Genomic DNA, 22,214 nt, shown 5'->3' with positions numbered 1-22,214 from the left:
CCACGAGGTCCGGCCGCCCGCCCGCCCAGGCGCGACCCGAACACGCCGGAGGGCGGCCACCCCATGTACGGGGTGACCGCCCTCCGGTCGTATCAGGCGACTCGCCTACTGGCTCGCCTACTGGCTCGCCTACTGGTTGTACGGACCGTAGTCGTAGTCCTCCAGCGGAACGGCCTGGCCGGAGCCCGTGCCGAACGGCGAGTAGTCGATGTCGTCGTAGCCGACGGCCGAGTACATCGCGGCCTTGGCCTCCTCGGTCGGCTCGACCCGGATGTTGCGGTAGCGGGACAGACCCGTACCGGCCGGGATGAGCTTACCGATGATGACGTTCTCCTTGAGGCCGATCAGGGAGTCGGACTTGGCGTTGATCGCCGCGTCCGTCAGGACCCTGGTCGTCTCCTGGAAGGAAGCCGCGGACAGCCACGACTCCGTCGCCAGCGAGGCCTTGGTGATACCCATCAGCTGCGGACGGCCGGAGGCGGGGTGACCGCCCTCGGTGACCACACGACGGTTCTCGGTCTCGAACTTCGAACGCTCGACGAGCTCGCCCGGCAGCAGTTCCGCGTCGCCGGACTCGATGATCGTCACACGGCGCAGCATCTGCCGGATGATGATCTCGATGTGCTTGTCGTGGATCGACACACCCTGCGAGTTGTAGACCTTCTGGACCTCGCCGACCAGGTGGACCTGGACCGCGCGCTGACCGAGGATCCGCAGCACGTCGTGCGGGTTGGTGGCACCCACGGTGAGCTTCTGGCCCACCTCGACGCGGTCGCCCTCGCCGACCAGCAGACGGGCGCGCTTGGAGATCGGGAAGGGGATCTCCTCGCTGCCGTCGTCCGGCGTGACCACGAGCTTCTTGGTCTTCTCGGTCTCCTCGATACGGACCCGGCCCGCGGACTCCGAGATCGGGGCGACACCCTTGGGCGTACGGGCTTCGAAGAGCTCGACGACTCGGGGCAGACCCTGGGTGATGTCGTCACCGGCCACACCACCGGTGTGGAAGGTACGCATCGTCAGCTGGGTACCGGGCTCACCGATGGACTGGGCGGCGATGATGCCGACCGCCTCACCGATGTCGACCAGCTTGCCGGTGGCGAGCGAGCGTCCGTAGCAGAAGGCACAGGTGCCGACCGCGGACTCACAGGTCAGGACCGAGCGGGTCTTGACCTCCTCGACGCCGGCGCCCACCAGGGCGTCGATCAGGACGTCACCGAGGTCGACGTTGGCAGGCGCGATGACCTTGCCGTCGACGACGACGTCCTCGGCGAGCATGCGGGCGTAGACCGAGGTCTCGACGTCCTCCGTCTTGCGGAGCACGCCGTCGGCGCCCTTGACGGCGATCTTCAGCTTGAGGCCGCGGTCGGTGCCACAGTCCTCCTCGCGAATGATCACGTCCTGCGAGACGTCCACCAGACGACGGGTCAGGTAACCCGAGTCGGCGGTACGCAGGGCGGTGTCCGCCAGACCCTTACGGGCACCGTGCGTGGAGATGAAGTACTCCAGAACGGTGAGGCCCTCACGGAAGGACGCCTTGATGGGACGGGGAATCGTCTCGTTCTTGGCGTTGGACACCAGACCACGCATACCGGCGATCTGACGCATCTGCATCATGTTTCCTCGGGCACCCGAGTCAACCATCATGAAGATGGGGTTCGTCTTGGGGAAGTTCGCGTTCATCGCCTCGGCAACCTCGTTGGTCGCCTTGGTCCAGATCGCGATGAGCTCCTGCGTGCGCTCGTCCTTGGTGATCAGACCGCGCTCGTACTGCTTCTGGACCTTCTCGTCCTGGTCCTCGTAGCCCTTGACGATGGCCTTCTTGGCCTCGGGCACGACGATGTCCGCGACGGACACGGTGACGCCGGAACGGGTGGCCCAGTGGAAGCCCGCCGCCTTCAGGTTGTCGAGCGTCGCCGCCACGATGACCTTGGGGTAGCGCTCGGCGAGGTCGTTGACGATCTCGGAGAGCTGCTTCTTGCCGACCGAGTAGTCGACGAACGGGTAGTCCTCGGGCAGCAGCTCGTTGAAGAGCGCGCGGCCCAGGCTCGTCCGCAGCCGGAAGGTGTCACCCGGCTGGTACTCGGGCTCGCCCTCCTCGGCGACCGGCGGCACCCAGCCACGCGGCGGGATGGTGCCCACCGGGAAGCGGATGTCGACGGACGACTGGAGCGCCAGCTCACCGGAGTCGAACGCCATGATCGCCTCGGCCGTGGAGCCGAACGCGCGGCCCTCGCCCTTGGTGTCACGGAGTTCACCGTCGGTGGTCAGGAAGAACAGACCCAGCACCATGTCCTGGGTCGGCATGGTGACGGGACGACCGTCGGCCGGCTTCAGGATGTTGTTCGAGGACAGCATCAGGATGCGGGCCTCGGCCTGCGCCTCCGCGGAGAGCGGCAGGTGCACGGCCATCTGGTCACCGTCGAAGTCCGCGTTGAACGCGGTGCAGACGAGCGGGTGGATCTGGATGGCCTTGCCCTCGACCAGCTGCGGCTCGAAGGCCTGGATGCCGAGGCGGTGCAGGGTCGGTGCACGGTTCAGCAGCACCGGGTGCTCGGCGATGACCTCTTCGAGGACGTCGTACACCACGGTGCGGCCGCGCTCGACCATGCGCTTGGCCGACTTGATGTTCTGCGCGTGGTTCAGGTCCACCAGGCGCTTCATCACGAACGGCTTGAAGAGCTCCAGCGCCATGGCCTTCGGCAGACCGCACTGGTGCAGCTTGAGCTGCGGGCCGACGACGATCACGGAACGCGCGGAGTAGTCCACGCGCTTGCCGAGGAGGTTCTGACGGAAACGACCCTGCTTGCCCTTCAGCATGTCGCTGAGGGACTTGAGCGGGCGGTTACCGGGACCGGTGACCGGGCGACCGCGGCGGCCGTTGTCGAACAGCGCGTCGACGGCCTCCTGCAGCATCCGCTTCTCGTTGTTCACGATGATCTCGGGGGCACCGAGGTCAAGGAGACGCTTGAGGCGGTTGTTGCGGTTGATCACACGGCGGTACAGGTCGTTCAGGTCGGAGGTCGCGAAGCGGCCACCGTCCAGCTGCACCATCGGACGCAGGTCCGGCGGGATGACCGGCACGCAGTCGAGCACCATGCCCTTGGGCTTGTTGCTGGTCTGCAGGAACGCGGAGACGACCTTGAGGCGCTTGAGCGCACGGGTCTTCTTCTGGCCCTTGCCGGTGCGGATGATCTCGCGGAGGCGCTCGGCCTCTTCGTCGAGGTCGAAGGACTCCAGGCGCTTCTGCAGAGCAGCGGCACCCATGCAGCCGTCGAAGTACGTGCCGAAGCGGTCACGCAGCTCGCGGTAGAGCAGCTCGTCGCCCTCGAGGTCCTGGACCTTGAGGTTCTTGAAGCGGCTCCACACCTCGTCGAGACGGTCGATCTCGCGCTGCGCACGGTCACGCAGCTGCTTCATCTCGCGCTCGGCGCCTTCGCGCACCTTGCGGCGCACATCGGCCTTGGCGCCCTCGGCCTCGAGCTCGCCGAGGTCGGTCTCGAGCTTCTTGGCGCGGTTCTCCAGGTCGGAGTCGCGGCGGTTCTCGACCTGCTGACGCTCGACGGAGACGTGCGCCTCCAGCGACGGGAGGTCGCGGGTACGGCGCTCCTCGTCGACGAACGTGATCATGTACGCGGCGAAGTAGATGACCTTCTCGAGGTCCTTCGGCGCGAGGTCCAGCAGGTAGCCCAGTCGGGACGGGACGCCCTTGAAGTACCAGATGTGGGTGACGGGAGCGGCAAGCTCGATGTGGCCCATGCGCTCACGGCGCACCTTGGCACGAGTTACCTCGACGCCACAGCGCTCACAGATGATGCCCTTGAATCGGACACGCTTGTACTTGCCGCAGTAGCACTCCCAGTCCCGGGTCGGACCGAAGATCTTCTCGCAGAAGAGTCCGTCCTTTTCGGGCTTGAGCGTGCGGTAGTTGATGGTCTCCGGCTTCTTCACTTCGCCGTGGGACCAGGTCCGGATGTCGTCCGCGGTGGCAAGGCCGATCCGCAGCTCGTCGAAGAAGTTGACGTCGAGCACTTGTCGTCAATCCCTCTTTCGGGGGTTCGAGCCCCCTCGCTTCACGCGAGAAATCGGGGCACTTCAGCAATGGTCTGAACGGGTCCGGGGAGAGCCGGCCGGATCACGGGGATCCGGCCGGCCAACCCGTCAGACCTCTTCGACGCTGCTCGGCTCGCGCCGGGACAGGTCGATTCCGAGCTCCTCCGCCGCGCGGAAGACGTCCTCGTCCGTGTCGCGCATCTCGATGGACATGCCGTCCGAGGACAGCACCTCCACGTTGAGGCAGAGCGACTGCATTTCCTTGATGAGCACCTTGAAGGACTCGGGAATGCCGGGCTCGGGGATGTTCTCGCCCTTGACGATGGCCTCGTAGACCTTCACGCGGCCGGTCACGTCGTCGGACTTGATCGTCAGCAGCTCCTGGAGGGCGTATGCGGCGCCATAAGCTTCAAGCGCCCACACCTCCATTTCACCGAAGCGCTGTCCACCGAACTGGGCCTTACCACCCAGCGGCTGCTGGGTGATCATGGAGTACGGACCCGTCGAACGAGCGTGGAGCTTGTCGTCGACCAGGTGGTGGAGCTTGAGGATGTACATGAAGCCGACCGAGACCGGCTCGGGGAACGGCTCGCCGGAGCGGCCGTCGAACAGGTTGGCCTTGCCCGAGGGCTGGACCAGCCGGTCGCCGTCGCGGTTCGGGATCGTGGCCTGGAAGAGGCCGGTGATCTCGTCCTCACGGGCACCGTCGAAGACCGGGGTCGCGACGTTGGTGCCGGGGGCGACCTGGTCGGCGCCGATGGTCTGCAGGCGCTTGGCCCACTCGTCACCGAGGCCGGAGACGTCCCAGCCGCGGCTGGCGAGCCAGCCGAGGTGGATCTCCAGGACCTGTCCCGGGTTCATTCGGGACGGGACACCCAGCGGGTTGAGGATGATGTCGACCGGGGTGCCGTCCTCCAGGAACGGCATGTCCTCGATCGGCAGGATCTTCGAGATGACGCCCTTGTTGCCGTGACGGCCGGCGAGCTTGTCACCATCGGTGATCTTGCGCTTCTGCGCGACGTAGACGCGCACCAGCTGGTTCACGCCCGGCGGCAGCTCGTCGCCCTCTTCGCGGTCGAAGACGCGGACGCCGATGACCTTGCCGATCTCACCGTGCGGCACCTTCAGCGAGGTGTCGCGCACTTCGCGCGCCTTCTCACCGAAGATCGCGCGGAGCAGGCGCTCCTCGGGGGTCAGCTCGGTCTCGCCCTTGGGCGTGACCTTGCCGACGAGGATGTCACCGGCGACGACCTCGGCACCGATACGGATGATGCCGCGCTCGTCGAGGTCCGCGAGGACCTCTTCGGAGACGTTCGGGATGTCCCGGGTGATCTCCTCCGGGCCGAGCTTGGTGTCACGGGCGTCGACCTCGTGCTCCTCGATGTGAATCGAGGAGAGGACGTCGTCCTGCACGAGGCGCTGCGACAGGATGATCGCGTCCTCGTAGTTGTGACCCTCCCACGGCATGAACGCCACGAGCAGGTTCTTGCCCAGGGCCATCTCACCGTTCTCGGTGGCCGGGCCGTCGGCGAGCACCTGGCCCTCGACCACCCGGTCGCCCTCGGAGACGACGACCTTCTGGTTGACCGAGGTGCCCTGGTTGGAGCGCATGAACTTCGCGATGCGGTACGTGGTGTACGTACCGTCGTCGTTGGTCACGGTGATGTAGTCCGCGGAGACCTCCTGGACCACACCGTCCTTCTCGGCCTTCAGCACGTCACCGGCGTCGGTGGCGCAGCGGTACTCCATGCCGGTGCCGACCAGCGGCGCCTCGGACTTGATGAGCGGCACCGCCTGACGCATCATGTTCGCGCCCATGAGGGCACGGTTGGCGTCGTCGTGCTCCAGGAACGGGATCATCGCGGTGGCGACGGACACCATCTGGCGCGGCGAGACGTCCATGTAGTCGACTTCGGTGCCGGGCACGTAGTCGACCTCTCCGCCACGACGGCGGACGAGGACGCGGGGCTCGGTGAAGCGGAGCTCTTCGGAGAGCGTCGCGTTCGCCTGGGCGATGACGTAACGGTCTTCCTCGTCGGCCGTGACGTAGTCGACCTCGTCGGTGACCTGGCCGTCGACGACCTTGCGGTACGGCGTCTCGATGAAACCGAACGCGTTGACGCGTCCGTACGAGGCGAGCGAACCGATCAGACCGATGTTCGGGCCTTCAGGGGTCTCGATCGGGCACATGCGTCCGTAGTGGGACGGGTGCACGTCACGGACCTCGAAGCCGGCCCGCTCACGGGAGAGACCACCCGGGCCAAGAGCCGACAGGCGGCGCTTGTGGGTGAGACCCGACAGCGGGTTGTTCTGGTCCATGAACTGCGACAGCTGGCTGGTGCCGAAGAACTCTTTGATGGAGGCGACGACCGGCCGGATGTTGATCAGGGTCTGCGGCGTGATGGCCTCGACGTCCTGAGTCGTCATGCGCTCACGCACGACGCGCTCCATCCGCGCCAGGCCCGTACGGACCTGGTTCTGGATGAGCTCGCCGACGTTGCGCAGACGACGGTTGCCGAAGTGGTCGATGTCGTCGGTCTCGACGACGATCGAACGGCCGGACTCGCCGACGGTCTCGGTCTCCCCGGCGTGCAGCTTCACCAGGTACTTGATGGTCGCGATGATGTCGTCGCTGGTGAGGACACCGGCGTCGAGCGGCTCATCCGCGCCGAGCTTCTTGTTCACCTTGTAGCGGCCGACCTTCGCGAGGTCGTAGCGCTTCGGGTTGAAGTAGAGGTTCTCGAGCAGCGTCTGAGCAGCTTCGCGGGTGGGCGGCTCGCCCGGACGCAGCTTGCGGTAGATGTCGAGCAGTGCGTCGTCCTGGCCCTGGGTGTGGTCCTTCTCCAGGGTGGCGCGCATCGACTCGTACTCGCCGAACTCCTCCAGGATCTGCTCGGTGGTCCAACCGAGAGCCTTCAGGAGAACGGTGACGGACTGCTTGCGCTTGCGGTCGATGCGGACACCGACCATGTCGCGCTTGTCGATCTCCATCTCCAGCCAGGCACCCCGGGAAGGGATGATCTTGGCGGAGAAGATGTCCTTGTCGGACGTCTTGTCGATCGAGGAGTCGAAGTAGACACCCGGCGAGCGGACCAGCTGCGACACGACGACACGCTCGGTGCCGTTGATGACGAAGGTGCCCTTGTTGGTCATGAGCGGGAAATCGCCCATGAAGACCGTCTGGGACTTGATCTCGCCGGTCTCGTTGTTGGTGAACTCGGCCGTGACGAAGAGCGGGGCGGCGAACGTGAAGTCGCGCTCCTTGCACTCGTCGATCGAGTTCTTCGGGGGCTCGAAGCGGTGGTCGCGGAACGTAAGCGACATCGACCCGGAGAAGTCCTCGATCGGTGAAATCTCCTCGAAGATCTCCTCCAGGCCGGACTTGGTGGGGACGTCTTGTCCACTGTCCAGAGCAGCCTCGACGCGAGCCTTCCAGGCGGCGTTACCGAGGAGCCAGTCAAAGCTCTCGGTCTGCAGCGCGAGGAGGTTCGGAACCTCGAGGGGCTCCTTGATCTTTGCAAAAGAGATGCGCAGCGGGGCGGTGCTGGCGCCGTTGTTCGTATTCGCGGTCGAGGCGTTGCGCGAGGCGGCCAAGAGGGGGTCCTTCCGAGGGCTCGGACTCACTACGCGCGTACCGGTCCCAAACTGGACACATGGATAGATGTCCCTCTTCAGGGATGCTCAGTCCACGGTGCACAAGATGGGTATGCCCCTGGTGACGGGCAGGAGGCAGCTAACAGGCAGCGCAAAGGGTCAGTGTAGCCAAGCGGCACACTGATGTCCAGTCGGGGTTCTCAGAGACCCACGTTGCTCTCAACAGCTTGTTCTCAACACCTATGTCTAGCCCTGCATGAGCTGCGCTCTTCTTTACTGCCCTCTTCGCCATCGATCCATGCCTCGGATCCGGATCGATGTGACGACGCGCCTTGAGAATTGCGCGCCTCGTGCGGTTCGTCAAGGCCCCCCAGCCGGGACAGGCCCAGGAGAGCCGTACACGCCGCCCCTCGGAGCCGTCCGCGCTCCCCTCCGAGAGGCGCACGGCGAAGATCACCATACTCGTCAGCACGGGAAGAGCAAGGCACCCCCACGGGTACGCCGAAAGGCGATCACCCGTACGGGTGATCGCCTTTCGCGATGTGACGTCCGTGCCTCGCGGCACGGGGGTCCAGACGAGTCAGAAGACTCGCAGGGTCACTTGACCTCGACGGAGGCGCCGGCGCCCTTGAGGGACTCGGCAGCCTTCTCGGCGGCCTCCTTGGCGACCTTCTCGAGGACGGGCTTCGGGGCGCCGTCGACGAGGTCCTTGGCCTCCTTGAGACCCAGCGAGGTCAGCTCACGCACGACCTTGATGACCTGGATCTTCTTCTCGCCGGCACCCGTGAGGATGACGTCGAACTCGTCCTGCTCCTCGGGAGCGTCAGCGACGGCACCCGGGCCGGCCGGACCGGCGACGGCGACGGCCGCGGCGGCGGTGACGTCGAACTTCTCCTCGAAGGCCTTCACGAAGCCGGAGAGCTCGATGAGGGTCATGTCTTCGAACTGCGCGAGCAGGTCGTCCTGGGACAGCTTCGCCATGATAGGCGTCCTTCCACTATTCGGCAGGTGCCGGATGTATATGTCGGCGGGCGTACGTGGCGCCCGCTGGACCGCTGAGCGAAATTACTCGGCGGCCTCGACGGGAGCCGGCGTACCGGCACCGTCCTGCTCTTCCTTCTTGGCGCGAAGCGCTTCCGCGGTGCGGACGAACTTCGACGGCAGAGCCTGGAAGAGCTGCGCAGCCTGAGTCTGCTTGCCCTTCATGGCACCGGCCAGCTTGGCGAGCAGAACCTCGCGGGACTCGAGGTCCGCGAGCTTCTTGAAGTCGTCGGCGGACAGTGCCTTGCCATCAAGGACACCGCCCTTGATGACGAGGTTGGGGTTGTCCTTGGCGAAGTCACGAAGACCCTTCGCCGACTCCACCGGGTCACCGGTGACGAAGGCAACCGCCGTCGGACCTGCGAACAGGTCGTCGAGCGTGTCGATCCCGGCCTCGTTGGCCGCAATCTTGGTCAGCGTGTTCTTCACCACGGCGTACTGGGCGTTCTCACCGAGTGAACGGCGCAGCTGCTTGAGCTGGGCCACGGTGAGACCCCGGTACTCGGTCAGCACAGCGGCGTTCGAGCTGCGGAACTGGTCCGCGAGCTCGGCTACCGCGGCAGCCTTGTCGGGCCTTGCCATGAGCGTCGGCCTCCTTCCGGGTGATGAGGACCGCTCAGAAGGGGCCGGAAAAGACGAAACGCCCCAGCACAGGTGCCAGGGCGTAGCTCGACCGCACGAAGTCCGGGAGCTTTCCACAGTCACCTGCGCAGGTCGTCCGTGCTCAACGGATCCTTCGGTTGCTGTTCCCCCTTGCGGGAGTGCAGCAACGACCAGCGGTCTTTGGCTTCTGCAGAAGAGTACGCGACCGGGGTCGCGCCGAGCAAATCCGTCCCACTCCGGCTACCGCGGGACGTTCAGGACGCGCCGCCGGAGGCGCCCTGCTGCTTCTTCATGACCTCGGCGAAGTCGACGCTGTCGGAGGCCGGCGGCCGCTCGACCGACACCTTGGTGCCGTAGTCGCTGTAGAACATCGTGGAGTTGAGCTCGCCGGTCTTCATCTGGCCGCGCTCGGTCTTCTTCACCAGCAGGTCGTTCTTGTCGACCCAGATGTCGACCTTCTCCGTGCTGATCCCGGCGTCGCTGAGCTGCTTCTTGAACGCGGCGAGCTGGGCTGCGTCCAGCTCGGAGTTCTTGGCGGTCAGCTCGGCCACGTCGACCGTGCCGGAGTAGTGCGTGGCGGCGACGCCCCGGACGTCCTCCTGGCCCACCTTCTTCACGTCCCCGGAGGCCAGCAGCGCCTTCACCCCCTGGCCGGGGGTGGTGTTCTGCATCTGGTCCTTCATCACGTCGCCCGAGGCGCCGGACAGCTCGGCGAGATCCTCGTAGCTGTAGGTGATCCAGTGCTTGCCACCGGCCTGATTGGCGAAGGCGTCGCCCATGTTGGCCGCGTAGCCGTCCTTGAAGTAGCGCGCCTGCATGGTGCCGTCGCCGCCGGCCTGCTTCAGGATGTCCGCCATGGTGCCGCCGGTGGACGTGATCTCCAGGGCGCCGCTGATGCCGTCGGACCAGTCGATGGCCCCGGTCTGCTTCATGGCCATCGTGGTGCCCATCGTGGTGGTGCCCTCGACCTTCGCCGAGTTCGCCCCACCGGTCTTCTTCTGCACCGCGAGCAGTGCGGCGATCGGCTCGGCCCTCGTGACCGCCGCGCCGCCCTCGTTCTCGCTGTCCGATCCGCCGCAGGCCGCGACCGACGTCAGCGCCGCTGCCACTGCCACGGACAGACCCACGCGCCGTACGGTACTGGTGCTCATATCCGCTCCCACCCCTTTGTCCGGCTCTCGGTGACCTCACGCTAACGCACGGGTCCGACAGCCCCTCGGTACGTATGTACGAGGACGGGCCCCGCACCTCGAAAGGTTGCGGGGCCCGTCAATGTCACACGTGACGCGGCGGTCGTACGAGCGCGGAGGCTCAGACGGAGGCCGGGTCCTCCTCGACGAGGAGGTTACGGGTGCGGTTGGAGTCCAGCGGGATGCCGGGGCCCATCGTGGTGGCCAGCGTGGCCTTCTTGATGTAGCGGCCCTTGGCGGCGGACGGCTTCAGACGGAGGATCTCGTCCAGCGCCGCTGCGTAGTTCTCCACCAGCTTGGTCTCGTCGAACGAGGTCTTGCCGATGATGAAGTGCAGGTTCGAGTGCTTGTCGACGCGGAACTCGATCTTGCCGCCCTTGATGTCGTTGACAGCCTTCACGACATCGGGGGTGACGGTGCCGGTCTTCGGGTTCGGCATCAGACCACGCGGACCGAGCACGCGGCCCAGGCGGCCGACCTTGCCCATGAGGTCCGGGGTCGCGACGACGGCGTCGAAGTCCAGACGGCCCTTCGCCACCTCGTCGATGAGCTCGTCGGCGCCGACGATGTCGGCGCCCGCGGCTTCCGCGGCCGCAGCACGGTCACCGGTCGCGAAGACCAGGACCCGGGCGGTCTTGCCGGTGCCGTGCGGGAGGTTCACGGTGCCACGGACCATCTGGTCGGCCTTGCGAGGGTCAACACCCAGGGCAAACGCGACCTCGACGGTGCTGTCGAACTTCGTGGAGGCGGTGTCCTTGGCGATACGGACGGCCTCGAGCGGGGCGTAGTTGCGCGCCCGGTCGATCTTGGCGTCCGCAGCGCGGAGGTTCTTGCTGCGCTTCACTTCTACTCCTGTGGTTTCAGAGTGTGGAGTCGTGGTGCGGACCAGCGCTTGGTCCTACCACTGAGGGAGGTGGGGCTGAATCAGCCTTCGACCGTGATGCCCATGGAACGGGCGGTGCCAGCGATGATCTTCGACGCAGCGTCGAGGTCATTGGCGTTCAGGTCGGGGAGCTTCGTCGTGGCGATCTCGCGGACCTGGGCGGCCGTCAGCTTGGCAACCTTGGTCTTGTGCGGCTCGCCGGAGCCCTTGTCCACACCCGCGGCCTTGAGGATCAGCTTGGCGGCCGGCGGAGTCTTGGTGATGAAGGTGAAGGAGCGGTCGTCGTAGACCGTGATCTCCACCGGCACGACCATGCCACGCTGCGACTCGGTCGCGGCGTTGTAGGCCTTGCAGAACTCCATGATGTTGACGCCGTGCTGACCCAGTGCGGGGCCGACCGGCGGGGCCGGGTTGGCCGCACCGGCGTTGATCTGGAGCTTGATAAGCCCCGTGACCTTCTTCTTCTTGGGAGGCATGTGCTCTCTCCGGGTCCTAGTGAGAGTTTTCGCCGTCATCCGGTCATCCGGATGCAGGCATACCGCACAACGATAACGGGTATAGCTGCGCGACCAAAAACCGAGCAGGTCAGACAGGCTTTGTCAGCCGGTCTGACCTGCTCGGTAGGCATGTGTCCAGAAGCTGGCGGCCCGCTCGGGGCAGTCGCTAGTTCTTCTGGATCTGGTCGAAGCTGAGCTCGACCGGCGTCTCGCGGCCGAAGATCTCGACGAGACCCTTGACCTTCTTCGAGTCGGCGTTGATCTCGTTGATCGTCGCCTGCAGCGTCGCGAACGGGCCGTCGGTAACGGTGACGGAGTCGCCCACCTCGAAGTCCAGCACCTGGACCTCGACCTTGCGGGACGGAGCCGGCTTGCCCTCGGCCTCCGCGGCCTCACGGGCGGCCTTCTCCTCGGCCTCCGGCGCCAGCATCTTGACGATCTCGTCCAGGGTCAGCGGGTACGGGTCGTAGGCGTTGCCCACGAAGCCGGTGACACCGGGAGTGTTGCGGACGACGCCCCAGGACTCGTTCGTCAGGTCCATGCGCACCAGGACGTAACCCGGGAGCTTGTTCTGACGGACGTTCTTGCGCTCGCCGTTCTTGATCTGGACGATTTCCTCCTCAGGCACCTCGGCCTGATAGATGAACTCCTCCACGTTCAGCGAGACGGCGCGCTGCTCCAGGTTGGCCTTCACACGCTTCTCGTAACCGGCGTACGTGTGGATGACGTACCACTCGCCCGGCAGCGTGCGCAGTTCCTCGCGCAGGGCCGTGACGGTGTCGACGGGGGCGGCCGGCTCGGCCTCTTCCTCGTCGGTCTCGTCCTCGTCGGCGGCTTCCTCGGCTGCGGCCTCTTCGGCTGCGGCTTCCTCGGCCTCGACGCTCTCGGCCTCGACATCGGCCACTACGGGCTCGTCGACGGGCTCGGTGTGCACGGCGGCCTGCTCGGCGGGCTCGCCCGCGGCCTCGTCGGCAGCTTCAGCCTGGTCCGGCTCCACAGCGTCCGCCGCCTCGACGATGTCGAGCTCGTCCTCGGCGGACTCGAAGGCGCCCGCCGTCGGCTCGACGGCGTCGTTCAGGTTCGGGTCAGACACGGTGGCTGCTTCTTCCTGGATACAAATGGGTGGAACATGCGAAAGGGGCGCCCATGAGGCGCCCTCCGCGGGATCAGCCGAAGACGTACTTGATGACCCGCTGGAATCCGAAGTCAATCACGGTCACGAGACCAATCATGACGACTACGAACACAATCACCACTGAGGTGTAGGTCGTCAGCTGGTTGCGAGTCGGCCAGACCACCTTGCGGAGCTCGGCCACGATCTGGCGGTAGAAGAGCGCGAGACGGCCCAGAGGGCCCTTCTTGCCGCGCTTACCGCCCTTCCGGGTCTTCTTCTTTGACTCGGGGACTTCATCCTCGGCATCAGGCATGTCGATGGAGCCCACGGCGTCCGTCACGCTTCTCACCTGATTCCGGGTCATGGCCGTGCCGCGCCCGGTGGAGCCGCACGGCGATGCATTTAAGTACGTACATGCGCACACATCCTGGCGAAGGAGTGTGTAGCAGGGCCGGAGGGACTTGAACCCCCAACCGCTGGTTTTGGAGACCAGTGCTCTACCAATTGAGCTACGACCCTTTGTGGTTTCCACCAACCTACCGCATGCTCCCGGATGCCCCGAGTGCAGGAACGGTGCGGCTGGTGAAGGCCAACGACAGGTGAGTGTACGTGCTCAGCGGCCCGGCGTCGAACAGATAGCTCCCGACCGCTCCTGTCCGTTGCTGTCCGGTTGTTTGTCCGCATGCTGTCCAAGTGCTGTCCGGTCCCTGAAACCCCTGTGCCGACGCGGAATACGGTCTGGGAGCATGGGGGGCATGAGCGCTGCTACTTCTCCCTCCGAGCGTCGGGTCTCCGCCCGCGTCGGTGCGATCTCCGAGTCCGCCACCCTCGCCGTCGACGCCAAGGCCAAGGCCCTCAAGGCCGCCGGCCGTCCGGTGATCGGCTTCGGTGCCGGCGAGCCCGACTTCCCGACCCCCGGCTACATCGTCGACGCCGCGGTCGAGGCCTGCCGCAACCCGAAGTACCACCGCTACACCCCGGCCGGCGGGCTCCCCGAGCTCAAGGCCGCCATCGCGGAGAAGACGCTGCGCGACTCCGGATACGAGGTCGACGCCTCCCAGATCCTGGTGACCAACGGCGGCAAGCAGGCCATCTACGAGGCCTTCGCCGCGATCCTCGACCCGGGCGACGAAGTCATCGTCCCGGCTCCGTACTGGACCACCTACCCCGAGTCGATCCGCCTCGCCGGCGGTGTCCCGGTGGAGGTCGTCGCGGACGAGACCACCGGCTACCGGGTCTCCGTGGAGCAGCTGGAGGCGGCCCGTACCGAGCGTACGAAGGTCGTCCTGTTCGTCTCCCCGTCGAACCCGACCGGCGCGGTCTACAGCGAGGCCGACGCCGAGGCGATCGGCCGCTGGGCCGTCGAGCACGGCCTGTGGGTGCTGACCGACGAGATCTACGAGCACCTCGTCTACGGCGACGCGAAGTTCACCTCGCTGCCGGCGATCGTGCCCGAGCTGCGCGACAAGTGCATCGTGGTCAACGGTGTCGCCAAGACGTACGCGATGACCGGCTGGCGCGTGGGGTGGATCGTCGGCCCCAAGGACGTGGTGAAGGCCGCGACCAACCTCCAGTCGCACGCCACGTCCAACGTCTCCAACGTCGCCCAGATCGCCGCGCTCGCCGCCGTCTCCGGGAACCTGGACGCGGTCGCCGAGATGCGCACCGCCTTCGACCGGCGCCGGCAGACCATCGTGCGGATGCTCAACGAGATCGACGGCGTGCTGTGCCCGGAGCCCGAGGGCGCGTTCTACGCGTACCCCTCGGTGAAGGCGCTGCTCGGCAAGGAGATCCGCGGCAGGCGTCCGGCCACCTCGGTGGAGCTGGCGGCGCTCATCCTGGACGAGGCCGAGGTCGCGGTCGTGCCGGGCGAGGCCTTCGGGACGCCGGGCTACCTGCGCCTCTCCTACGCGCTGGGCGACGAGGACCTCGCCGAGGGTGTCTCGCGGCTCCAGAAGCTGCTGGGCGAGGCCAAGGCCTGAACACCTGACGTATCCAGCGGGCGACCCTCGGCCACGGCCGGGGGTCGCTTTCGTGTTCGAGGGGCAACTCGATGGGGAATCCGGCTACCGCGACACCCCGTCCGTGCGGCAGGATCTTGGAATGGAGCGTGATGTACGGCTGTTGCCCAAGGCCCACCTGCACTTGCATTTCACCGGGTCGATGCGGCCCACGACCCTGCTCGAACTCGCCGACAAGTACGGCGTACGGCTGCCGGAGGCGCTGACCGGCGGCGAGCCCCCGCAACTGCGTGCGACGGACGAGCGCGGCTGGTTCCGCTTCCAGCGGCTCTACGACATCGCCAGATCCTGTCTGCGCTCGCCCGAGGACATCCAGCGGCTGGTGCGCGAGGCCGCCCAGGAGGACGTCGCGGACGGCTCCGGCTGGCTGGAGATCCAGGTCGACCCCACCTCGTACGCGCCCCTGCTCGGCGGGCTCATCCCGGCGATCGAGATCATCCTGGACGCGGTGGACAGCGCCTCGCGCGACACGGGGCTGCCGATCCGGGTGGTCATCGCGGCGAACCGGATGAAGCACCCGCTGGACGCCAGGACCCTGGCCCGGCTCGCGGTGCGCTACGCCGACCGGGGCGTCGTGGGGTTCGGGCTCTCCAACGACGAGCGGCGGGGCATGGCCCGCGACTTCGACCGGGCCTTCGCCATCGCCAGGGAGGGCGGCCTGCTGGCGGCCCCGCACGGGGGTGAGCTGGCGGGCCCGTCCAGCGTCCGCGACTGCCTGGACGATCTCGACGCGTCCCGGGTCGGGCACGGGGTGCGGGCCGCAGAGGACCCGCGGCTGCTGCGCCGGCTGGCGGAGCGCGGGGTGACGTGCGAGGTGTGCCCCGCGTCGAACGTGGCGCTCGGCGTCTACGAGAAGCCGTCCGACATCCCGTTGCGCACCTTGTTCGAGGCCGGGGTGCCGATGGCGCTCGGCGCGGACGACCCGCTGCTCTTCGGCTCCCGGCTGGCCGCGCAGTACGACCTCGTGCGGCGCCACCACGCCTTCACCGACGAGGAGCTGGCGGAGCTGGCGCGTCAGTCGGTACGGGGTTCGGCGGCGCCGGACGCGGTGCGGGCGGAGCTGCTGGCGGGCGTGGACGGCTGGCTGGCGGACCCGGTGGGCTGACCGGCCCCCGGCCCGGTCTGCTCCCCGATCCCCCGCAGCACCGTGCGGGCCACCGACTCGGCGAACGCGTCGAGGGACTGCGGCGGCTCGCCGGTCTCCGTGGCCGCGTAGGCGAAGGCCCGCTGGGCGCAGGCCCCCAGCAGCAGGGACGCGGCCGCGTAGGTGTCGGCGCCGGCCCGCACCCGGCCCGCGGACTGCTCCGCGCGCAGATAGGCGTCCACCCCGCGGATCGGCACGTGGGGGCCGGTGCCCAGCTCCCGCATCGTCGCGTTGTGACGGTCCCTGAGCCTCGGCTCGGCGTACAGGGACGCCGCGATCGGGAAGCTCTGCTCGTAGAAGAGGGCGGCCTCGCGGACGATCTCGGTGAGGTTCCGCTCGACCGTCCGTTCCCCCTCCCCCGGGTCGGCGATCAGCCGCTTCAGGATTCCGTCGACCTTGGGCAGCCGTTCCTTCAGGACCACCACGAAGAGCTCCTCCTTGCTCGGGAAGTGCTTATAGAGCGCGGCCTCCGAGCAGCCGGCGGCTTTCGCGATCTCCTTGGTGGTGGCGCGGGCCAGGCCGATGGTGAGCATCAGCCGGTGAGCGGCGTCGATGATGCGGGCGCGGGCCGGCTTCTGCTCCATGTGCACTCCAACGAACCTTGACGACTGGGTGAGTATTCACTCACTCTAGATGTGAGTGAACACTTACCCACCCGGGGAGGGTGCGCAATGAGGCTCACGGTGTTCGGTGCGACAGGCGGTATCGGTCAGGAGATCGTCCGCCAGGCGGTGGCGGGAGGGCACGAGGTGACGGCGGTGGTGCGCGACCCCGCGCGGCTGCCGTTCCCGCTCTCCGACGTGACGGTCCACACGGCGGCCCGGCTCGACGACCCGGAGGCGCTGCGGGAGGCGGTCGCGGGCCGCGACGCGGTGCTCTCCGGCCTGGGCTCGCGGGGCCGGAAGGCGGGCGGGATAGCCGAGCGGCTGACCCGCGGTGTGCTGGCGGCGATGGAGGCGGAGGGGACGCGGCGGCTGCTCGTGGTGAGCGCGGCCCCGGTCGCGCCCGAGCCCGCCGACGACCCGCTGCTCGACCGGATCATGCTCTCGGCGATCGGGGCGATCCTCAAGGAGGTCTACACGGACCTCACCGCGATGGAAGCCGCGCTCGCGGCCTCCGCGACGGACTGGACGTCCGTACGGCCCCCGAAGCTCACCAACGGTCCGCTGACGGGTACGTACCGGACGGTCCACGGCAGCAACCCGCGCAGCGGCCGGTCCATCTCCCGGGCCGACGTGGCGCACGCGATGCTGGCGCTGATCGACGACCCGGCGGCGGTGCAGCAGGGCGTGGGCGTGGCGTACTGAGCGGCCTGCCCGGTGCCGGGTCCGGCTACAGGGTCACGCCCACGGTCACCGGTTCGTTGACCAGCGTGACGCCGAAGGCCTCGTGGACCCCGGCGACGACCTCGCGGGCCAGGGCCAGCAGGTCGTCGGTGCTGGCGGCGCCCCGGTTGGTGAGGGCGAGCGTGTGCTTGGTGGAGATACGGGCCGGGCCGGTGCCGTATCCCTTGCTGAATCCGGCCCGGTCGATGAGCCAGGCCGCCGAGGTCTTGGTGTGTCCCCCGCCCGCGGGGAAGGCGGGGGGCGCCACCTCCGGTCCGAGCCGGTCCGCCACCCGGGCGAGGAAGGCCTCGAACTGCTGCGGGTCAAGGATCGGGTTGGTGAAGAACGAGCCGGCCGACCACGTGTCGTGGTCCTCGGGGTCGAGCACCATGCCCTTGCCGGCCCGGAGCCGGAGCACGGTTTCGCGGGCGGCGGAGGCGGGAACGCGCTCGCCCTCCGCGACACCCATGGCACGGGCCGTTTCCGGGTACTTGAGGGGCGCGGACAGGCCGCCCGCCTCTTCCAGTCCGAAGCGGACCCGCAGCACCACGAAGCGGCCGGGTTCGGCCTTGAAGCGGCTGTGCCGGTACGAGAAGTCGCACTCGGTGTTCGGGATGGTGACCGTTTCACGGCTGTGCCGGTCGTAGGCGACGACCTCCGTGATGGTGGACGACACCTCCTGCCCGTACGCCCCGACGTTCTGGATCGGTGTCGCACCGGCGGAGCCGGGGATTCCGGCCAGGCATTCGAGCCCGGCGAGACCGGCCTCCACGGTGCGGGCGACAGCGTCCGTCCAGATCTCTCCGGCGGCGAGTTCGAGCGTCGCGCCGTCCAGCACGAAGCCCTTGGTGGCGATGCGCAGGGCGGTGCCGTCGAAGCCCTTGTCACCGATGACCAGATTGCTGCCGCCGCCGATGACCAGGAGCGGGGTGCCGCTGTCGTCGGCCGCGCGTACGGCCTCGACCACTTCGGCGTCGGTCGTCGCGGTGAGGAGGCGGGTGGCGGGGCCGCCCAGCCGGAAGGTGGTCAGGGGGGCGAGGGGCGCGTCGTGGAGTTCCTGCACGGGGACAAGAGTACGGTCCGCTCCCCCACCACCCGGGCGGGGCCGCGGACCGTACCGGCGTGACAACCCCTCAGGCGGACACGGGGACCCGCGCCTCGGTCTGCTCCGCCTCCTGCGCCGGGGTGCTGCGACGGCCCGGGATCATCAGGGCGACGAGCCCGGCGAGAGCCACCACGCCGGCGCCCAGCCAGACCGCGGGGACGGTGCCGTCCGTGAACTTCTGCGGGGGGCCGTAACCGCCCTGCGAGGAGAAGACCGTGGCGAGCAGGGCGACCCCGAGGGCTCCGCCGACCTCGCGCAGCGCGTTGTTGGCGCCGGAGGCGATGCCCTGTTCACCGGGGCGGACGCTGGACATCACCAGGCTGGCGGCGGGTGCGAAGTACAGGGCCATTCCGACGCCGCCGACGATCAGGCCGGGCAGCTGCGAGGCGTAGGAGGCGTCGGGGGCGAGGGCCATGGCGAACAGGCCGAGGCCGACGGCCTGGAGGGCGAGCCCGGTCACGACCACGGGGCGGCCGCCGAACCGGTCGGCGAGCACCCCGGCGATGGGCGCCACCAGCATCGGCATCCCGGTCCAGGGGAGCATCCGCAGACCGGCCTCGGTGGGCGAGTAGCCCAGCACGCCCTGGAGGAACTGGCTGAGCAGGAAGATCGAACCGAACATGCCGAGGAACATCAGCAGGCTGGCCATGTTGATCCCGAAGAACGCCCGGTTCCGGAAGAGCCGCATCGGCAGCATCGGGTTCTTGGCGTGGAAGCCGTGGTAGATGAACCCGCCGAGGAGAACGCCGCCGGCGATGAGGGCGGTCAGGACGGTGGGGGCGGTCCAGCCGTCGGAGTTGGCGTTGACCAGGCCGTAGACGATCCCGAAGAGGCCGCCGCTGACCAGGAGGGTGCCGGGGATGTCGAGCCGGGAGTCCGGGGCGTACGACTCGGCCAGGCGCAGCCGGGCGAGCGGGAGCAGGATCAGGCCGATCGGAACGTTCAGCCAGAAGATCCACTGCCAGGAGAGGTGTTCGGTGAGGCTGCCGCCGACCAGCGGCCCACAGGCCACGGCCAGCCCGGTGACGGCGCCGAAGAGGCCCAGCGCGGCTCCGCGGCGGGCGGGCGGCACGGCGGCCGTCAGCAGGGTGAGCGTCAGCGGCATCATGATCGCCGCACCCACGCCCTGGACCGCCCGGAAGGCGATCAGTTCGTTGATGCCGGGCGAGAGGGCGGCCGCGGCGGAGGCTGCGGTGAAGACGCTGAGCCCGATGGTGAAGAGTCTGCGTCTGCCGAACCGGTCACCGAGTGAGGCCCCGAGCATCAGCAGGACGGCGAAGGTGAGGGTGTACGCGTTCACCGTCCATTCGAGCTCCTCCAGCTCACCGCCGAGGCTCTCGCGGATGGACGGCAGGGCGGTGGTGACGACGAGGTTGTCGAGGGCCGCCATGAAGCTGGCGACGCTGGTGATGACGAGGGCCCAGACCGCTCCCGAGCGGCCTTTCGCTTGCTGGGTCACTGCTCCCCCTGAGGGTTAGTTATTGATTACTAACTTTTCTGGGCAGAAAATCGGGCCGAACACGGGGTTCGCACGGTTCAGGCCGTCGACCTGGCGGACTGGTAGAACCCGGACCAGATCCGGTGACCGGCCGGATAACCGAGTGAGGTCAGGGTGTTGATGAGCATGCCGTAGGCGAGGAACGAGGTCGCCTCGTCGACATCGGCGCCGAGCGCGAGGGAGATGTCGTCGAACATCTCCAGCCAGCCGGCCCGCAACGACTCACCGAACTCGTGGTCACCGGCGGCCTCCGCCGCCGCGACGGCCGCGTACATCTGCATCTGCATCAGCAGCCGATCGGGGTCGTCGACGATGAGGTGCTGATACGCGGCGGCCATGGCCCGCAGCGCCTCTTCGCCCTTGAGTCCCTCGGCGGCCTCGGCGAAGACCTGACGGGTGTCCACCAGGCACCTCTCGGCGGCGGCGAGGAACATGGCCTGCTTGTTGGGGAAGAGCCGGAAGAGATAGGGCTGCGAGACGCCCACGCGCCTGGCGATCACTTCGGTGGACGTCGCGCTGTACCCGCCGCGGGCGAACTCGGTGATCGCCGCCCGGATGACGCTTTCGCGCCGCTCGTCTGCACTCATCCTTACCATGCGAGCTAAGTTAGTATTCAATCACTAACTTGGTCAACCGGGAGGGCGCGGCCGCTCACGCGTAAGGGGCACGGCCCCATGGACCGTGCCCCTTACGACACCCGGCTCCGGACGGCTCAGCCGAGCTGGACCACGGCGCGGGACATGCCCAGCACCTTCTTGTCGTCGCTCATCGCCGTCAGGTCGACCCGCACCCGCTTGTCGTCCAGCAGGGCGGCCACCTTCGCGCTGACCTCGATCAGGGCGCCCTTGTCGTCATTGGGCACGACGACCGGCTTGGTGAACCGCACCCCGTACTCGACGACCGCGCCGGGATCACCGGTCCAGTCCGTGACCACCCGGATCGCCTCGGCCATCGTGAACATGCCGTGCGCGATCACGTCCGGCAGTCCGACCTCGCGGGCGAACTTCTCGTTCCAGTGGATCGGGTTGAAGTCGCCGGAGGCGCCCGCGTACCGCACGAGCGTCGCCCGGGTGACCGGGAACGACTGCGCCGGCAGTTCCGTACCGACCTCGACCGACCCGTAAGTGACCTTCGCCGTCATCACGCCTCCTCGGCGGCACGCGCCACCAGCTTCGTCCACGCCGTCACGACATGCTCGCCGGACGCGTCGTGGACCTCGCCGCGGACGTCCAGGATGTCGTTGCCCGCCATGGACTTGACCGCCTCGATGGTCGACGTGACCGTCAGCCGGTCCCCCGCCCGCACCGGGCGGACGTAGACGAACTTCTGGTCGCCGTGCACCACCCGGCTGTAGTCCAGGCCAAGCTGCGGGTCCTGCACGACCTGCCCCGCGGCCTTGAAGGTGATCGAGAACACGAAGGTCGGCGGCGCGATCACATCGCTGTGACCGAGTGCCCTGGCCGCCTCGGGATCGACGTACGCGGGATTGGTGTCGCCGACCGCCTCGGCGAACTCCCGGATCTTCTCCCGGCCGACCTCGTAAGGCGCGGTGGGCGGATAGGTCCGCCCCACGAAGGACTGGTCGAGCGCCATGAGCTCGCAACCTCCTGATGAAAGACGAATGGGCCGCAGTACAGCCCTATACAACGACACGAGGCCGCCCCCAACGGGGACGGCCTCGTGTACGAGCCTGATTCAGCGCGTTTCGCGGTGCGCGGTGTGCGAGTTGCAGCGCGGGCAATGCTTCTTCATCTCAAGACGGTCCGGGTTGTTACGCCGGTTCTTCTTGGTGATGTAGTTCCGCTCCTTGCACTCCACGCAGGCCAGCGTGATCTTCGGGCGGACGTCGGTGGCAGCCACGTGAGTGCTCCTTGGACGGACGGTGGACGGATGAACGCAAAAAAAGAGTAGCCGATCGGAGGACCGACCCCACAATCGGCTACTGTTAGTAGCGGTGACCGGACTTGAACCGGTGACACAGCGATTATGAGCCGCTTGCTCTACCGACTGAGCTACACCGCTTTGATGACTGAGTCTCCCCGCCGAAGCGGGGTTTCCCGATCACCAGAGCCCCAATGCGGAATCGAACCGCAGACCTTCTCCTTACCATGGAGACGCTCTACCGACTGAGCTATTGGGGCGAGCGATG

The 22,214-nt window shown here is 67.6% G+C and carries 19 protein-coding genes and 3 tRNA genes; 3 read left to right on the top strand and 19 right to left on the bottom strand.

Annotation, left to right across the window (positions count from 1 at the left end):
• Positions 1-129 precede the first annotated feature (129 nt).
• From ACIQM0_RS21575 to ACIQM0_RS21530, 10 genes are all read right to left on the bottom strand, one after another.
• Entirely contained in the window at positions 130-4,029 is a 3,900-nt protein-coding gene (locus tag ACIQM0_RS21575; RefSeq protein WP_363024449.1) for a DNA-directed RNA polymerase subunit beta', read from the bottom strand.
• Between the two features lie 129 nt (positions 4,030-4,158).
• Positions 4,159-7,644 (bottom strand): DNA-directed RNA polymerase subunit beta, encoded by a 3,486-nt coding sequence (rpoB, locus tag ACIQM0_RS21570; protein WP_363024448.1) that lies wholly within the window; start codon positions 7,642-7,644, stop codon positions 4,159-4,161.
• 597 nt (positions 7,645-8,241) lie between these two features.
• Positions 8,242-8,625 (bottom strand): 50S ribosomal protein L7/L12, encoded by a 384-nt coding sequence (gene rplL / locus ACIQM0_RS21565; RefSeq protein ID WP_363024447.1) that lies wholly within the window; start codon positions 8,623-8,625, stop codon positions 8,242-8,244.
• 84 nt (positions 8,626-8,709) lie between these two features.
• The gene (rplJ, locus tag ACIQM0_RS21560; protein WP_073732692.1) at positions 8,710-9,267 is read right to left on the bottom strand and encodes a 50S ribosomal protein L10; all 558 of its coding nucleotides are present in this window, start codon (positions 9,265-9,267) and stop codon (positions 8,710-8,712) included.
• A 275-nt stretch (positions 9,268-9,542) separates the two neighbouring features.
• On the bottom strand, positions 9,543-10,439 hold the full coding sequence (locus tag ACIQM0_RS21555) for a hypothetical protein (protein WP_401288998.1): 897 nt from the start codon (positions 10,437-10,439) through the stop codon (positions 9,543-9,545).
• A 160-nt stretch (positions 10,440-10,599) separates the two neighbouring features.
• Entirely contained in the window at positions 10,600-11,322 is a 723-nt protein-coding gene (gene rplA, locus ACIQM0_RS21550; protein WP_123461041.1) for a 50S ribosomal protein L1, read from the bottom strand.
• 80 nt (positions 11,323-11,402) lie between these two features.
• On the bottom strand, positions 11,403-11,837 hold the full coding sequence (rplK, locus tag ACIQM0_RS21545) for a 50S ribosomal protein L11 (RefSeq protein WP_024494105.1): 435 nt from the start codon (positions 11,835-11,837) through the stop codon (positions 11,403-11,405).
• Positions 11,838-12,024: 187 nt separating this feature from the next.
• Positions 12,025-12,951, bottom strand: a complete 927-nt coding sequence (gene nusG / locus ACIQM0_RS21540) for a transcription termination/antitermination protein NusG (RefSeq protein ID WP_401288995.1) — start codon at positions 12,949-12,951, stop codon at positions 12,025-12,027.
• Positions 12,952-13,024: 73 nt separating this feature from the next.
• Positions 13,025-13,312: a preprotein translocase subunit SecE gene (secE, locus tag ACIQM0_RS21535; protein ID WP_073732696.1), complete on the bottom strand. Its 288-nt coding sequence runs from the start codon at positions 13,310-13,312 to the stop codon at positions 13,025-13,027.
• Between the two features lie 106 nt (positions 13,313-13,418).
• Positions 13,419-13,491, bottom strand: a tRNA-Trp gene (locus ACIQM0_RS21530).
• Positions 13,492-13,727: 236 nt separating this feature from the next.
• On the opposite strand from ACIQM0_RS21530, the gene ACIQM0_RS21525 reads away from it, so the two are divergent.
• Positions 13,728-14,954, top strand: a complete 1,227-nt coding sequence (locus ACIQM0_RS21525; RefSeq protein WP_385035435.1) for a pyridoxal phosphate-dependent aminotransferase — start codon at positions 13,728-13,730, stop codon at positions 14,952-14,954.
• Positions 14,955-15,075: 121 nt separating this feature from the next.
• Entirely contained in the window at positions 15,076-16,098 is a 1,023-nt protein-coding gene (locus ACIQM0_RS21520) for an adenosine deaminase (protein WP_401288990.1), read from the top strand.
• Here ACIQM0_RS21520 and ACIQM0_RS21515 read toward each other — a convergent pair.
• Positions 16,008-16,721, bottom strand: a complete 714-nt coding sequence (locus ACIQM0_RS21515) for a TetR/AcrR family transcriptional regulator (protein WP_401288988.1) — start codon at positions 16,719-16,721, stop codon at positions 16,008-16,010. The two genes, ACIQM0_RS21520 and ACIQM0_RS21515, sit on opposite strands and share 91 nt — an antisense overlap.
• 87 nt (positions 16,722-16,808) lie before the next feature.
• Between ACIQM0_RS21515 and ACIQM0_RS21510 the strand changes: the two genes are divergently transcribed.
• Positions 16,809-17,444, top strand: a complete 636-nt coding sequence (locus tag ACIQM0_RS21510) for an NAD(P)-dependent oxidoreductase (protein ID WP_401288985.1) — start codon at positions 16,809-16,811, stop codon at positions 17,442-17,444.
• Between the two features lie 25 nt (positions 17,445-17,469).
• Here the strand turns inward: ACIQM0_RS21510 and ACIQM0_RS21505 are convergent, their stop codons facing one another.
• The 8 genes from ACIQM0_RS21505 to ACIQM0_RS21470 form a co-directional block, all read right to left on the bottom strand.
• Positions 17,470-18,525: a UDP-N-acetylmuramate dehydrogenase gene (locus tag ACIQM0_RS21505; RefSeq protein ID WP_401288982.1), complete on the bottom strand. Its 1,056-nt coding sequence runs from the start codon at positions 18,523-18,525 to the stop codon at positions 17,470-17,472.
• A gap of 70 nt (positions 18,526-18,595) precedes the next feature.
• Positions 18,596-20,026: a DHA2 family efflux MFS transporter permease subunit gene (locus ACIQM0_RS21500; RefSeq protein ID WP_401288979.1), complete on the bottom strand. Its 1,431-nt coding sequence runs from the start codon at positions 20,024-20,026 to the stop codon at positions 18,596-18,598.
• 77 nt (positions 20,027-20,103) lie between these two features.
• Entirely contained in the window at positions 20,104-20,652 is a 549-nt protein-coding gene (locus ACIQM0_RS21495; protein WP_401288978.1) for a TetR/AcrR family transcriptional regulator, read from the bottom strand.
• Between the two features lie 125 nt (positions 20,653-20,777).
• The gene (locus ACIQM0_RS21490; protein ID WP_401288975.1) at positions 20,778-21,206 is read right to left on the bottom strand and encodes a MaoC family dehydratase; all 429 of its coding nucleotides are present in this window, start codon (positions 21,204-21,206) and stop codon (positions 20,778-20,780) included.
• Positions 21,206-21,658: a MaoC family dehydratase N-terminal domain-containing protein gene (locus ACIQM0_RS21485; RefSeq protein ID WP_401288974.1), complete on the bottom strand. Its 453-nt coding sequence runs from the start codon at positions 21,656-21,658 to the stop codon at positions 21,206-21,208. The genes ACIQM0_RS21490 and ACIQM0_RS21485 overlap by 1 nt, the downstream gene beginning before the upstream one ends.
• A gap of 102 nt (positions 21,659-21,760) precedes the next feature.
• Positions 21,761-21,925: a 50S ribosomal protein L33 gene (gene rpmG / locus ACIQM0_RS21480; protein ID WP_003956487.1), complete on the bottom strand. Its 165-nt coding sequence runs from the start codon at positions 21,923-21,925 to the stop codon at positions 21,761-21,763.
• An 89-nt stretch (positions 21,926-22,014) separates the two neighbouring features.
• Positions 22,015-22,087: transfer RNA gene (locus tag ACIQM0_RS21475), tRNA-Met, on the bottom strand.
• A 46-nt stretch (positions 22,088-22,133) separates the two neighbouring features.
• Positions 22,134-22,206, bottom strand: a tRNA-Thr gene (locus ACIQM0_RS21470).
• Positions 22,207-22,214: the final 8 nt, after the last annotated feature.

Origin of the sequence: Streptomyces sp. NPDC091387 (assembly GCF_044756945.1) — a bacterium.
Lineage (GTDB): Bacteria > Actinomycetota > Actinomycetes > Streptomycetales > Streptomycetaceae > Streptomyces.
The sequence above is the reverse complement of the archived record's forward strand: the minus strand, read 5'-3'. Positions and strand labels throughout refer to the sequence as shown.